The organism is Shewanella sp. DAU305, from assembly GCF_026802235.1.
Lineage (GTDB): Bacteria > Pseudomonadota > Gammaproteobacteria > Enterobacterales > Shewanellaceae > Shewanella > Shewanella baltica.
The window spans coordinates 4,048,124-4,062,740 of sequence record NZ_CP113808.1 but is presented as its reverse complement, the minus strand read 5'-3'; the positions used below and the strand labels follow the sequence as shown (position 1 = coordinate 4,062,740).

The following is a 14,617-nucleotide window of genomic DNA, read 5'->3' as shown; positions in this document are numbered from 1 at the left end:
TACTGCCCCGTCCTAGTGCTTTCTTACAAGCACGTATTTTCAAACTCATTTTCTCAGGTTCAGCATGACTACAAGGTATATCTTCGTTACTGGTGGCGTTGTTTCATCACTAGGTAAAGGCATTGCAGCAGCATCATTAGCTGCAATTTTAGAGGCCCGCGGTCTCAATGTAACCATCATGAAACTGGACCCTTACATTAACGTTGATCCGGGTACCATGAGCCCAACCCAACATGGCGAAGTATTTGTTACTGAAGACGGTGCAGAAACAGATCTCGACTTGGGTCACTACGAGCGTTTCATCCGTACTAAGATGAATCGTCGTAACAACTTCACTACCGGTCGTATTTACGAAGAAGTATTACGTAAAGAACGTCGTGGCGATTATTTGGGCGCAACCATTCAGGTTATCCCACACATCACTAATGCGATTAAAGAAAAAGTATTAGCAGGTGGCGAAGGCCATGATGTGGCTATCGTCGAAATCGGCGGTACTGTGGGTGATATCGAATCCTTGCCGTTCCTAGAGTCTATCCGTCAGCTCGGTGTTGAGCTGGGCCGTGATCGTACTCTGTTCATGCATTTAACCTTAGTGCCTTTCTTAGGTGCTGCTGGCGAAGTGAAAACTAAGCCAACTCAACACTCAGTGAAAGAGCTGCGTTCTATCGGTATTGCACCAGATGTGCTGGTTTGCCGTGGTGACCGTGCGATTCCTGCTAATGAAAAAGCCAAAATCTCGCTGTTCTGTAACGTCGAAGAGCGTGCGGTTATTTCATTAAAAGATGTTGATAGTATTTATAAAATCCCAGCTTTGTTACGTTCGCAAGGTTTGGATGACTTAGTGGTTAAGCGTTTCGGTTTAGAATGCCGTGAAGCGGATCTGTCTGAGTGGGAAAATGTTATTTATCAAGAAGCTAATCCAAACGGCGAAGTCGTTATTGGTATGGTGGGTAAATACATTGAACTGCCAGATGCCTATAAGTCCGTTAACGAAGCATTAAAACACGCTGGCCTTAAAAACCGCGTATCTGTGACCATAAAGTACATTGACTCACAAACCGTAGAAGCCAAAGGCGAAGAAGTCTTACAGGGCTTAGACGGTATCTTAGTACCAGGCGGTTTTGGCGAGCGTGGTGTTGAAGGTAAGATCTTGGCGGCAAAATTTGCCCGTGAAAACAATCTACCGTATTTCGGTATTTGTTTAGGTATGCAAGTTGCCCTGATTGAATTTGCGCGTAATGTTGCAGGCATGGCTGATGCACATTCAACTGAATTCAATAAAGAAACACCATTCCCAGTCGTGGGTTTGATCACTGAATGGATTGACGAAGAAGGTAACGTCGAGCAGCGCCATGAAGCGTCTGACTTAGGTGGCACTATGCGTTTAGGCGCTCAATTGTGTCATTTACTCGATGGTTCGAAAGCGGCTCAAGCCTACAAAGGCAATAGCTGTGTAGAACGTCACCGTCACCGTTATGAAGTGAACAACAAATACAGAGAGCGTTTAGAACAAGCTGGCATGATCTTCAGCGGTTTGTCTTCTGATCGTAAGCTGGTGGAAATGATCGAATTAAAAGATCATCCATGGTTTGTTGCCGGTCAATTCCATCCTGAGTTCACCTCAACTCCGCGCGATGGTCACCCATTGTTCGAAGGGTTTATTGCTGCGGCAAGTGCGCATCAAAAACGTGATCTGAAGTAAGAATATTTAAGGCCGGACCCGCGACAGTGGGGCCGGCCTTTTGTTACACTCATCAGACTTGAAACATAAGAACTTAATACCTCTGGGTATAAACAGTATGCGTAGTCAGTGCATCTGTATGGACGCAAACCGTAAATGGAATTTTGTTATTTTCTGCGGTATGTGACTTCCATTTATTCCCATAGGTATTGGTTTTTTCTTTTATCTTTAAACTTAAATCGAGGGTGTTATGGCTAAGATTATTAACGTGATTGGTCGCGAGATTATGGATTCTCGTGGTAACCCAACTGTTGAAGCCGAAGTGCATTTAGAAGGTGGTTTTGTGGGTATGGCTGCGGCGCCTTCTGGCGCATCTACCGGTAGCCGCGAAGCGTTAGAATTACGTGATGGCGATAAGAGCCGTTATTTAGGCAAAGGCGTATTAACGGCTGTTGCCAACGTAAACGATTTAATCCGCACTGCGTTATTAGGCAAAGATGCCACTGCACAAGCTGAGCTTGATCAAATCATGATCGACTTAGACGGCACAGAAAACAAAGACAAGTTAGGCGCAAACGCGATTCTGGCTGTGTCTTTAGCGGCTGCCAAAGCGGCTGCAGCATTTAAAGGTATTCCTTTATACGCGCACATCGCTGAATTGAACGGCACGCCAGGCCAATATTCTATGCCTGTGCCTATGATGAACATCTTAAACGGTGGCGAGCACGCGGATAACAACGTTGATATCCAAGAATTCATGGTGCAACCAGTTGGCGCGAAAACTTTCCGTGAAGCACTGCGCATGGGCGCTGAAATCTTCCATACGCTGAAAAAAGTATTGCACGACAAAGGTCTAAGCACTTCTGTGGGTGATGAAGGTGGTTTTGCACCTAACTTAGCGTCAAACGCTGATGCGTTAGCCATTATCAAAGAAGCGGTTGAACTGGCTGGCTACAAGTTAGGTACGGATGTGACCTTAGCGCTGGATTGCGCCGCATCTGAATTCTACAAAGACGGCAAATACGATTTAGCGGGCGAAGGCAAAGTATTCGACTCGAACGGTTTCTCTGATTTCTTAAAATCATTGGCTGACCAATATCCAATCGTGTCTATCGAAGACGGCTTAGACGAATCAGATTGGGATGGTTGGGCTTACCAAACTCAAATCATGGGCGACAAGATCCAATTAGTGGGCGACGATTTATTCGTTACTAACACTAAAATCTTAACCCGTGGTATCGAAAACGGTATTGCAAACTCAATCCTTATCAAATTCAACCAAATCGGTTCATTGACTGAGACTTTAGCGGCCATTCGCATGGCGAAAGAAGCGGGTTACACAGCAGTGATTTCACACCGTAGTGGTGAAACTGAAGATTCAACCATTGCTGACTTAGCCGTAGGTACTGCTGCTGGCCAAATCAAAACCGGTTCACTGTGTCGTTCTGACCGTGTTGCTAAGTACAACCAATTGCTGCGCATCGAAGAGCAATTAGGTGAAAAAGCCCCATACCGCGGTTTGAAAGAGATCAAAGGTCAGGCGTAATTTAAACTTTGATGTAAAAAGGCCACCACTTGGTGGCCTTTTTTGTTGTACTATCTGCTGTATATTTTTTTAATCCAAGATACTGACGCTAATTCCTCCATGAAATTTTTTGTCATTGCACTCATAGTGCTACTCGGTTTACTGCAATTTCGTCTTTGGTCGGGAGATAATAGTCTTCCTGAATATTTCGTCCTGCAAAAACAAATTGCCGCGCAGCAAGAAGGTAACGCCAAACTCAATGAGCGTAACCAAGTGCTGAAGGAAGAAATCATCGATTTGAAAAGTGGTACCGAAGCCATAGAAGAACGTGCGCGTAACGAACTTGGCATGGTCAAAGAAGGTGAAACCTTCTATCGCGTCGTGGGTGGTGATCGCTCAGTATCGAGTCCATCCCAGTAATATGGAGTTAGGATGTCAGAGCTAGGACATTTAGATCTTGGATTAAGCGAACAATCCAATCCAGGCAGTCAATCTGAGCCGGTAATGCAAACTGAATTGCAGCGCCAAGCTGAGCATATCACTCAAGCTGTGGTGGCTATCGTTCCCGCTGCGGGCATTGGTAGCCGCATGGGCGCCGACAGACCAAAACAATACCTTGAAGTGTGCGGCCAGAGTATTCTCGGCCATACTTTAGATAAGCTGTTGTCTCACCCGAATATTTCCCACGTCATCGTCGCCTTACATCCGAATGATACTATCTTCAATACCTTGCCACAGGCCGTGCATCCCAAATTGACCACAGTATTAGGCGGCGGTGAGCGCGCAGATTCTGTGTTGGCGGCGCTGCAAATTGCGCCCGAGCAGAGTTGGGCCTTAGTGCATGATGCGGCAAGACCTTGTTTAACCGCGACGGATATCGACAAGTTACTCGCATCCAGAGTGCAATTTCCCCAAGGCGCGATTTTGGCCATGCCAGTACGCGATACTATGAAGCGCGCCAATAAACAGGGCGAAATCAGCGCTACTGTGTGCCGCGATAATTTATGGCATGCATTAACGCCGCAGTTATTTCCGGCAGCGCAACTAAAAGATTACCTCAATGCCGCTCTAGCGGCAGGCGCGGTCGTGACAGATGAGGCTTCGGCGATGGAATGGGCGGGCATTTCACCTGGACTCGTTTCGGGCCGTGCTGACAATATAAAAGTGACGCATCCCGATGATTTGGGATTGGCCGAATTGTTTTTAATGCGTGCCGCAAAATAGTCATAATCAAAGTAAAATAATACGTTAGGAATATTAAATGAAAATCCGTATCGGCCATGGTTTCGATGTGCATAAATTTGGTGCTGCACGACCCCTCATTCTTTGCGGCGTCGAAGTGCCCTATGAAACTGGCCTAGTCGCACATTCAGATGGTGATGTGGTGCTGCATGCGATTTCCGATGCGATCCTCGGCGCACTGGCGCTGGGTGACATAGGTAAACATTTCCCCGACACAGATACCGCCTATAAAGGTGCTGATAGCCGCGTATTGCTGCGTCATTGCTATGCTTTAGCGAGGGCGAAAGGCTTTGTGCTGGGTAATCTTGACGTCACTATCATAGCGCAAGTCCCTAAAATGGCGCCGCACATTGAGGCAATGCGCCAAATATTGGCCGCCGATTTAACCTCGGAACTTGACGACATTAACGTCAAAGCGACCACGACTGAACAGCTAGGATTTACCGGGCGTAAAGAAGGTATTGCGGTAGAAGCCGTGGTATTGATGACCCGTAAACACGATTAACTTAAGAGTAAAAAAGTCCCATGAGCGAATTACATTATCTGTATGGCAAGCCTTTAGGTACAGCAGATTTAAGAACCCAAAATAGCGATTTTATCGTGAAAGAGATTTTACCTTTTAGCCCAACGGGTGAAGGTGAACATCACATGCTGCATGTACGCAAAGAAGGGCTAAATACAGTACAAGTCGCTGAAATGATCGCTAAGTTCGCTAAGGTGCATCCAAAGGAAGTGACCTACGCTGGGCAAAAAGATAAAAATGCCATCACAGAACAATGGTTCGGTGTGCGTATTCCGGGTAAAGAAACCCCGCTTTGGAAGGATCTCAATAGCGAGCGTTTGACTATATTGTCGAGCAGCCGTCACAGCAAAAAACTGCGAATTGGTGCTTTAGTCGGTAACCGTTTTATTCTTACCCTGAGAAATGTCACCCAAGTCGAAGACATTATCAGCCGTATCGAAAAGGTCGCTCAAGTGGGCGTGCCCAATTACTTTGGTGAGCAACGCTTTGGTCACGATGGTAAAAACTTAGTTTTTGGTCGCCAAATGATGGCGGGTAAAAAAGTCAAAGATAGAAATAAGCGCAGCATGTATTTGTCTGCGGTGCGCTCAAATCTGTTTAACACTGTGGTGTCGTACCGTTTAGCCAACCATGGCACTAAGCCTCTAGCGGGTGATTGTGTGATGTTGGCGGGCAGCAAAAGCTTCTTCGTTACGCCTGAATGGGATCTTATTGTGTTGAAACGTCTGATTGAAAAAGACATTCAACTATCAGCACCATTATGGGGCCGCGGCATGATGCTGCCTCAAGGTGAAGCTGCTGCGGTGGAAACCTTGGCCATGAGTGAGTTGGCTGACGATTGCTATGGCCTTGAACATGCGGGATTAGAGCAAGAGCGTCGTCCGTTACTGCTTGAGCCCCAAGCCCTTAAATACGAACAAACCGCCGATGGTCTTGTGCTTGAGTTTGTGTTGCCTGCGGGCAGTTTTGCCACATCCTTGTTGAGAGAGTTAGTCAATTATCAAGATGTTAAAGAGCAGCAATGGCAAGCGACACTGGTGCAGGAGCCTGCGCCAGAGGCAACGAATGCTAACGTAGCGGCTGATACAATTGAAACTAAGACTGAAGCTGCACCTAACACTGAAGCAGAGTCATGATCCGCATCTTAGTGAGCAACGATGATGGGGTTAATGCTCCGGGGATCAAAGCCTTAACTGAGGCCTTGGCTGAAATTGCGACTGTGCTGACAGTGGGGCCAGATCGTAATTGTTCTGGTGCGAGCAATTCATTAACCTTGACTAATCCATTAAGAATTAATAGGTTAGATAACGGTTACATTTCTGTTCACGGTACACCGACTGATTGTGTGCATTTGGCTATCCGAGAATTGTACGATGGCGAACCCGATATGGTGGTGTCTGGTATCAATGCTGGCGCGAACATGGGCGATGATACCTTGTATTCGGGGACTGTCGCTGCCGCGATGGAAGGGCGCTTTTTAGGTTTTCCTGCGGTCGCGATTTCGCTCAATGGCCGCAAATTCGAACATTATCAATCGGCGGCTGTTTACGCTCGGCGGATAGTTCAAGGCTTGTTGGCCCAGCCTTTGGCAAAGGATCAGATTTTAAATGTGAATGTGCCAGACTTGCCGCTTGATCAAATCAAAGGCATTAAAGTGACTCGCCTTGGTGCTCGTCATAAGGCTGAAGGCATAGTACGAACGCAAGATCCCGCTGGACGTGAGATCTTCTGGCTCGGCCCACCAGGACAAGAGCAGGACGCCACTGAGGGCACTGATTTTCATGCTATCGCCAATGGCTATGTGTCAATTACGCCTTTGACGGTTGATTTAACTGCCTACGGACAACTAACGGCATTGCAAAATTGGGTAGATAAAATATGACTCGAGTTGCCTTAACATCGGCGGTGAACTTAGCTAAAAAGCTTCATGATGCGGGGATCCGCAATCAAGCCGTGTTAAAGGCGATATCGCATACGCCGCGGGAAATCTTTCTCGATAATGCGTTAGCCCATAAAGCCTATGAAAATACCGCTTTACCTATTGGCCAAGGGCAAACCATCTCGCAGCCTTATATCGTCGCCCGTATGACCGAACTCTTACTGCATAAGATGCCTCAGCGCGTATTAGAAGTGGGTACAGGATCGGGTTATCAGGCGGCAATTTTGGCGCAATTAGTGCCGCAGCTTTGTACTATCGAGCGAATAAAAGGCTTACAAATTCAAGCGAGACAGCGCTTAAAACGATTAGATTTGCATAATGTGTCGTTTAAATATGGTGATGGCTGGTTAGGTTGGGCGAATCGTAGCCCGTTCGATGCCATTATGGTGACCGCTGCCGCTTCGACTATACCTGAGGCCTTACTGTCTCAATTAGCCGAGGGCGGAGTGTTAGTTCTGCCAGTCGGCGAAGATACCCAGCAATTGATGCGAATCACTCGTACTGCGGACCGCTTCAGTTCGGAAACAATTGAAACGGTTAAATTTGTCCCTTTGATTAATGGAGAGTTAGCTTAACCTTGTGTTGTGCTACTGTCTCCACTGAACAGCTTGTCTTGCAACGAGGGCATTGTTTTCTCATCATAAACAGTAATACAGCCTCACCAAGGAGTTTTTATTGTTGAATGCGGGTTTAGTCTTAAACCTCTGCTTTATATTTCTGCTTGCAGGCTGTAGCTTTCAGGCCAGCCGACCCGCGCCCGTCGAAAATATTTCCCATAGCTACTCTAAAAACAACAAAGGCCACATTAAATCGAATTCATATAAAGTTAAGAAAGGCGACACGCTTTACTCTATTTCTTGGGGCGCAGGAAAGGATTTTTCTGAAATAGCTAAACTTAATCAGTTAGATAACCCTTATACAATTTACCCCGGACAGATTTTATATTTAACGAATGCTAAGTCGAGTAGTCAGTCCAAATCTACAACTTTAGATGGAAGGAAAACGAGATCCTCGGGTAATAATTCTAGTAAAAATGATAAAAAACAAACAGATAATCAAGTTTCTCAAACCGACGCTAAGTCAAGTAATGATCTGAAAAAAACACTTGATCAGAAAGCTAAGCCCGCGTACCTTGTAACAAGTTCCCAACAAAATGTTAACTCGATCATGGTTCCACCGACTTCGACACTACCAACCAGTGTGAGTCAGTGGGAGTGGCCAGTAAGAGGGAAGTTAATCGGGACTTACTCTGCCAATGAGCAGGGAAATAAAGGCATTAAGATCGCGGGGAATCGGGGAGATATCATCAAAGCTGCTGCAGATGGGCGGGTGGTATACGCAGGAAGTGCTCTTAGGGGTTACGGTAATTTAGTGATTATTAAACATAGTGACGATTACCTTAGTGCTTATGCTCATACGGACAAGATCTTAGTCAAAGAAAAGCAACATGTCCTCGCAGGGCAGACAGTTGCAAAAATGGGCAGTACAGGTGCCAATCGGGTAATGTTACATTTTGAAATTCGTTACCATGGACAGTCTGTAAACCCACTTACTTATTTACCCAAACAATGATTGCTTGGGGCCTTGTTGGCAAATGGAGGATAGGAAATTGCACTAATTCAGCAGTTTAATCAGGTTTGGGAGATTTAATCATGAGCCGCATAAAAAGCACTGCCGCAGAAGCACTAGTAGATTTATCCGTAGACACCGTTGACTTCGATCTTGAAAAAGAAGAAGTTGCATCCGATTTAGTTCAAGAGCTAGGAATAGAACAACAGGTTCAAGATGACCTGCAAAAAAATCTTGATGCCACTCAACTTTACCTTGGTGAGATTGGTTTTTCCCCACTGCTTAGCGCAGAAGAAGAAGTTTACTTTTCCCGTAAAGCCTTAAAAGGCTGTGCAAAATCCCGTAATCGCATGATCGAAAGTAATTTACGTCTGGTCGTAAAGATTGCCCGTCGTTACAACAATCGCGGCTTAGCACTGCTTGATCTTATCGAAGAAGGCAACTTAGGCTTAATTCGTGCTGTTGAAAAGTTTGATCCAGAAAGAGGTTTCCGTTTTTCAACCTACGCGACTTGGTGGATCAGACAGACCATTGAGCGCGCCATTATGAATCAGACTCGTACAATTCGATTGCCTATTCATGTTGTTAAAGAACTCAATGTTTACTTGCGCACCGCTCGCGAGTTAGCACAAAAACTCGATCACGAACCAACGGCTGAAGAAATTGCCGAAAAACTACAAGTGTCGAGTGCTGATGTCAGCCGTATGCTTAAGCTGAATGAGAAAATCACCTCTGTCGATACGCCTTTGGGGGGCGATAATGACAAGGCGCTGCTGGATATTTTAGCCGATGACGATAACGTTGGCCCTGACTATAAAGTGCAAGATGAAGATATTTCTAATTCAGTGGTCAAATGGCTCAATGAGTTAAACACTAAACAAAGAGAAGTGTTAGCCCGCCGTTTTGGTCTGTTAGGTTATGAACCTTCTACACTCGAAGATGTGGGTGCTGAAATTGGTTTGACTCGTGAACGTGTACGTCAAATCCAAGTAGAAGCATTGAAACGTTTACGCGACTTATTAGGATCTCAAGGTTTATCTGTTGAAGCATTGTTTAGAAACTAATTATTTCGAAACTAATAAATTAGAAACTAATAATTCAGAAGCTAAGATCAGTTGTTCGTTGATCTCTATGCCTAGCTCCTAGCTAAGGTCTAGTGATTTAGTCTAGTGCTTAGGCCTAGTCGATAAAAGTAAACGCCCACAACAGAGTGGGCGTTGTTGTTTCTAGTCTTGTATTGCTGATCATATCGCTTGGCGAATATCACCCGTTCACAGAGCTTTAGCTCAGACGTTTCAGCTCATAGAGCAAATCAAGTGCTTGTTTTGGCGTTAAGTTATCGGGATTAATGCTACTTAACTTCGTTAGCGCTGGATTCTCAACCGGTTCAGGTAACGCGAGTAAGCTTTGAATAGGCGTCCTCGTTCCTTCAGCTTGATGATCGCGACTCTCCAATTGCTGCAACTTATGTTTAGCGGCTTTAATTACCTTATTTGGCACACCGGCAAGTGCCGCAACTTGTAAGCCGTAGCTTTTACTGGCGGCGCCTTCTTGCACTGCATGCATAAAGGCGATGGTATCGTCGTGTTCAATGGCATCGAGGTGCACATTGTAAACACCAGCCATTAATTCAGGTAACTGAGTTAGTTCAAAATAATGGGTGGCGAATAGGGTCATAGCGCCGACTTGCTGGGCTAAATACTCTGCCGCCGACCAAGCGAGCGATAAACCATCATAGGTGGATGTGCCGCGGCCGATTTCATCCATTAACACTAAGCTACTGGCGGTGGCGTTGTGCAGAATGTTGGCGGTTTCTGTCATTTCTACCATAAAGGTTGAACGGCCAGAGGCTAGATCGTCGGAGGCGCCAATACGGGTAAAGATACGATCGATAGGGCCTATCAGTGCGCGATCTGCTGGCACAAAACAGCCAATGTGGGCCATCAGCGTGATCAAGGCGACTTGGCGCATATAGGTCGATTTACCGCCCATGTTAGGTCCGGTGACAATCAACATACGTCTTTGATTGTGCAAGGTCACTGGGTTAGCGATAAACGGTGTTTGACTCACACGTTCCACCACGGGGTGACGACCAGCATCTATCTGTACGCCGATATCTTGGCTCAGCTCTGGGCAAGTGTAGCCTAAGGTTTCGGCGCGCTCAGCAAAGTTACTCAACACATCAAGCTCAGCCGCCGCTCTAGCAAAGGCTTGTAATTCATGCAATTTGGGTAGAATAAGATCGAATAATTGTTCCCATAACTGCTTTTCGAGTGCCAGCGCTTTACCTTGGCTCGAGAGCACTTTTTCTTCGTACTCCTTAAGTTCGGGCGTGATATAACGCTCCATATTCTTAAGGGTTTGACGTCGTTGGTAATTGAGTGGTACTTGCGAGGATTGCAAGCGACTCACTTCGATGTAATAGCCGTGTACACGGTTATAGCCGACTTTAAGTGTGTTGATACCAGTACGTTCTTTTTCTCTGGCTTCGAGTTGTACTAAGTAATCGCTCGCACCTTCGCTAAGGCCGCGCCATTCATCTAATTCGCTGTTGTAGCCTTCACGGATCACTCCGCCATCGCGGATAAGCATGGGAGGATTATCGACTATCGCGCGCTCAAGCAAGGCTTGTTCAGCGGGGAACTCACCTAAGTGTTGCCGTAATTGAGTCGTGTGCGGCGCGCTCAGTGTGCTTAAACTCTGTTGTAATTCAGGTAGTAAGCCCAGCGCTTGACGTAAACGGGCAAAGTCTCTTGGGCGAGCGGTACGCAGCGCGAGTCTTGCCATGATACGTTCAATATCGCCAAGTGCTTTTAACTGTTCATGCAAACCTTCGTGGGCGGCGGTATCGAGTAGTTCAGTCACCGCCTGTTGGCGTGCTTTGATGTGTTTTGGATCTCGCAGCGGCTGATGGATCCAGCGTTGCAACATGCGGCTGCCCATAGGCGTCGCCGTGTTATCCAATATTGCGGCTAAGGTATTATCGCGACCACCGGCAAGGTTTTGAGTGAGTTCTAGATTTCGGCGCGTTGCCGCATCGAGCACTATGCTATCGGTTTGATTAAAGCGGGTAATGGCATTGATATGGGGCAGAGCTGTGCGCTGTGTGTCTTTGACGTATTGCATCAAGCAACCTGCAGCCTGCAGTGATAAACGTGCATCTGCAATACCAAAACCATGCAAGTCTTTTGTGCCAAACTGAGCCAGTAGTAACTTGATGCTAGTGTCGTAATCAAATTCCCATTCAGGGCGACGACGTTTACCTTTAAAACCGTTTAGTAGACCTAGTTCGCCAAAGTCTTCACTGTAGAGAATTTCAACGGGATTAGTGCGTTGCAATTCAGCTTCTAATGACTCTCGCGTGTCGAGCTCGGCAATCACAAAACGTCCGGATGAAACATCCAGAGTGGCATAACCAAAACCGACTTTACCTTGATAAACGGCTGCCAATAGATTGTCTTGGCGTTCCTGCAGCAGGGCTTCGTCGGTTAAGGTGCCAGGCGTGACGATACGCACCACTTTACGCTCAACTGGCCCTTTAGAGGTTGCCGGGTCGCCAATTTGTTCACATATCGCAACCGATTGACCAATTTGAACTAATTTCGCAAGATAGCCTTCCACAGCATGGTAAGGCAGTCCCGCCATGGGGATAGGATCGCCACCACTTTTACCGCGCGCCGTGAGTGAAATGCCTAACAGCTCAGAAGCACGTTTAGCATCGTCATAAAACAACTCGTAGAAGTCACCCATGCGATAAAACAGTAACATGTCGTGATGTTCTGCTTTCATGGTCAAGTACTGACGCATCATAGGAGTATGTTTTTCTAAATCATCGGTATCAATTACATTCATTAAATCGTTATCGTCCGTTGTGACTGCCGTGGTTATGTGGGATTAAGCGCTATGCAAGCAGAAGACTGCTGTACAATTTTCAGCTAAAAAGACCACGCAAAATTTGCTGCGCCAATCTTAGCAATAATTTACCGAAAATTGAGCCCTTGATGACGGATATTCGTCAAAGGGATGCAATATCCGATTTGATATTCGCTAAAACCTTGGCCATATTAAAAAATCCCCTAAGCTAAAAATAATTCAGTCACAGGTCTTGATACTGTATGATTGTACAGTATACTAGTCAGCAGAATTAAGACAAAAAGCGCGGCTTTTTGAATTACCCGTTTGTAAATTGAATATTACTTTTGACAGCTTAAGGCTTGTCTTGATGAGGGAACTGGAATGAAGGTCGATCCAAATAAAGAGAAAGCACTTGCTGCGGTATTGATCCAAATTGAGAAACAATTTGGTAAAGGCTCCATCATGAAGCTGGGCGAAGATCGCTCTATGGATGTTGAGACCATTTCTACCGGTTCTCTGTCTCTGGACGTTGCTTTAGGTGCTGGCGGTTTGCCAATGGGTCGTATCGTTGAGATCTACGGTCCTGAATCATCAGGTAAAACGACACTGACTTTAGAAGTGATTGCCGCAGCGCAACGTGAAGGTAAAACCTGTGCCTTTATCGATGCTGAGCATGCACTAGACCCTATCTATGCTAAAAAATTAGGTGTAGATATTGATAACCTGCTGTGTTCACAACCGGATACCGGCGAGCAAGCGCTTGAGATTTGTGATGCTTTAACTCGCTCTGGCGCTGTTGACGTTATCGTCGTCGACTCAGTGGCGGCATTAACGCCTAAAGCTGAAATCGAAGGCGAAATTGGTGATTCTCACATGGGCCTAGCGGCACGTATGATGAGCCAAGCCATGCGTAAACTTGCGGGTAACTTAAAGCAATCTAACACCTTACTTATCTTCATCAACCAAATCCGGATGAAGATTGGTGTGATGTTTGGTAACCCAGAAACGACAACCGGTGGTAACGCGCTGAAGTTCTATGCTTCTGTTCGTTTAGACATTCGCCGTACTGGTGCCATTAAAGACGGCGATGAAGTTGTCGGTAACGAAACTCGCGTTAAAGTGGTGAAAAACAAGGTTGCAGCACCGTTCAAGCAAGCCGAATTCCAAATCCTTTATGGCCAAGGTATTAACCGTACTGGTGAGTTAGTTGACTTAGGCGTAGCCCATAAGTTGATTGAAAAAGCGGGTGCTTGGTACAGTTATAAAGGCGATAAAATCGGTCAAGGCCGTGCTAATGCGGGTAAATATTTGACTGAAAACCCAGCCATTGCTACTGAAATTGACAAGACATTACGTGAGTTACTTTTGAGCAATCCTAGTGCACTGGCTGCCAAAGCTGATGCTAGCACGGAAGATAATGTTGATTTAGAAACAGGCGAAGTATTCTGAGTCAGTCAGCCCGTCAAATCGCGGTCGCGCTGTTAGCGCGCCGCGATTATTCCCGCCTACAAATCCGCGATAAATTGCTCGAAAAAGGCTTCGAACTTAACGATATCGAACCTGTGCTCGATGCATGTGAATCCTCCGGTTTTATCAATGATAATCGCTATGCTGAACTGTTGGTCCGTAGCCACATTAGTCGAGGTCACGGTGCCATCCGCATTCGCCAAGCGATAGCGCAAAAAGGCCTGTCTAAAGATTGCATTGAAGCGGCGATAACCAATAGTGATTGTGACTGGTTTGAGCTAGCAAAAGATAAAGCCACTAAAAAATATGGAATTCCCCGCGTAACAGAAGTGAAGGGCTCTAAAGCCCGGGATCTCATCGCGAAGGAAAAGGCCAAACGAGTGCGGTTTTTAATGGGCCAAGGCTTTAGCTACGATCAAATCACTTATGCGTTAGATTCCGATCCCAATGATCTCGACGACGATTATTAATCGCCTCAACTCATCGATTGCGATGTAATCTTAAGACTGTAAAAGCTCCTTTTAACAAGTCCTCAGAAAATCTCCTCTAAAATGTCATCAAATGTGCTTTGTTGCTTTCGTGCCCGACACTTTACCCACTTGCTCAAATACTGTACTTTTTGCACCCAACCCGCAGAGTCTGTCATTGTCCTTTATTATTGCTGTTTTGCCTCTAGCTACTCTGGTATGGGCTATTCACGCAAAAATATTAAATTCCTGATGTGCATATCACCAATCAAGGCTGGTCGTCCTTCCTCAGTCTGCTTATAATGCTGGGCAAATAGAAATACGGCTAGCCTAAGGCGTAGCTGGTAAT

Annotated in this window: 13 protein-coding genes; 12 read left to right on the top strand and 1 reads right to left on the bottom strand. The window is 46.0% G+C overall.

Annotation, left to right across the window (positions count from 1 at the left end; translation table 11 throughout):
- The first annotated feature begins 64 nt into the window (after window positions 1–64).
- The 10 genes from OX890_RS17265 to rpoS all read left to right on the top strand — a co-directional run bounded on the left by OX890_RS17265 (window position 65) and on the right by rpoS (window position 9,543).
- Complete coding sequence (locus tag OX890_RS17265; protein WP_006082617.1) at window positions 65–1,702, top strand: CTP synthase; 1,638 nt, start codon at window positions 65–67, stop codon at window positions 1,700–1,702.
- A gap of 229 nt (window positions 1,703–1,931) precedes the next feature.
- Window positions 1,932–3,227, top strand: coding sequence for a phosphopyruvate hydratase (eno, locus tag OX890_RS17260; RefSeq protein ID WP_006082616.1), 1,296 nt, complete (start codon window positions 1,932–1,934; stop codon window positions 3,225–3,227).
- 99 nt (window positions 3,228–3,326) lie between these two features.
- Window positions 3,327–3,626 (top strand): cell division protein FtsB, encoded by a 300-nt coding sequence (ftsB, locus tag OX890_RS17255; protein ID WP_086010657.1) that lies wholly within the window; start codon window positions 3,327–3,329, stop codon window positions 3,624–3,626.
- A gap of 12 nt (window positions 3,627–3,638) precedes the next feature.
- Window positions 3,639–4,430: a 2-C-methyl-D-erythritol 4-phosphate cytidylyltransferase gene (gene ispD / locus OX890_RS17250; protein WP_012587103.1), complete on the top strand. Its 792-nt coding sequence runs from the start codon at window positions 3,639–3,641 to the stop codon at window positions 4,428–4,430.
- Between the two features lie 37 nt (window positions 4,431–4,467).
- Window positions 4,468–4,953, top strand: a complete 486-nt coding sequence (gene ispF / locus OX890_RS17245) for a 2-C-methyl-D-erythritol 2,4-cyclodiphosphate synthase (protein ID WP_268649619.1) — start codon at window positions 4,468–4,470, stop codon at window positions 4,951–4,953.
- A 20-nt stretch (window positions 4,954–4,973) separates the two neighbouring features.
- Window positions 4,974–6,107, top strand: a complete 1,134-nt coding sequence (gene truD / locus OX890_RS17240; RefSeq protein ID WP_063882520.1) for a tRNA pseudouridine(13) synthase TruD — start codon at window positions 4,974–4,976, stop codon at window positions 6,105–6,107.
- Window positions 6,104–6,853, top strand: coding sequence for a 5'/3'-nucleotidase SurE (gene surE, locus OX890_RS17235; protein ID WP_107402385.1), 750 nt, complete (start codon window positions 6,104–6,106; stop codon window positions 6,851–6,853). Before truD ends, surE begins: the two co-directional genes overlap by 4 nt.
- Window positions 6,850–7,485 carry a protein-L-isoaspartate(D-aspartate) O-methyltransferase gene (locus OX890_RS17230; protein WP_115334138.1) on the top strand — a complete coding sequence of 212 codons (636 nt, stop codon included), beginning with the start codon at window positions 6,850–6,852 and terminating at the stop codon, window positions 7,483–7,485. The genes surE and OX890_RS17230 overlap by 4 nt, the downstream gene beginning before the upstream one ends.
- 100 nt (window positions 7,486–7,585) lie before the next feature.
- Window positions 7,586–8,482 (top strand): peptidoglycan DD-metalloendopeptidase family protein, encoded by an 897-nt coding sequence (locus tag OX890_RS17225; RefSeq protein WP_268649618.1) that lies wholly within the window; start codon window positions 7,586–7,588, stop codon window positions 8,480–8,482.
- A gap of 80 nt (window positions 8,483–8,562) precedes the next feature.
- On the top strand, window positions 8,563–9,543 hold the full coding sequence (gene rpoS, locus OX890_RS17220; protein ID WP_006086853.1) for an RNA polymerase sigma factor RpoS: 981 nt from the start codon (window positions 8,563–8,565) through the stop codon (window positions 9,541–9,543).
- A 217-nt stretch (window positions 9,544–9,760) separates the two neighbouring features.
- Here rpoS and mutS read toward each other — a convergent pair whose 3' ends face one another.
- A complete protein-coding gene (gene mutS, locus OX890_RS17215; RefSeq protein WP_268649617.1) occupies window positions 9,761–12,331 on the bottom strand; it encodes a DNA mismatch repair protein MutS in 2,571 nt (856 codons plus the stop codon).
- A gap of 384 nt (window positions 12,332–12,715) precedes the next feature.
- Between mutS and recA the strand changes: the two genes are divergently transcribed.
- Both recA and OX890_RS17205 read left to right on the top strand, forming a co-directional pair.
- Entirely contained in the window at window positions 12,716–13,783 is a 1,068-nt protein-coding gene (gene recA / locus OX890_RS17210) for a recombinase RecA (RefSeq protein ID WP_011847432.1), read from the top strand.
- A gap of 17 nt (window positions 13,784–13,800) precedes the next feature.
- A complete protein-coding gene (locus OX890_RS17205) occupies window positions 13,801–14,271 on the top strand; it encodes a regulatory protein RecX (RefSeq protein ID WP_373419667.1) in 471 nt (156 codons plus the stop codon).
- Window positions 14,272–14,617 lie beyond the last annotated feature (346 nt).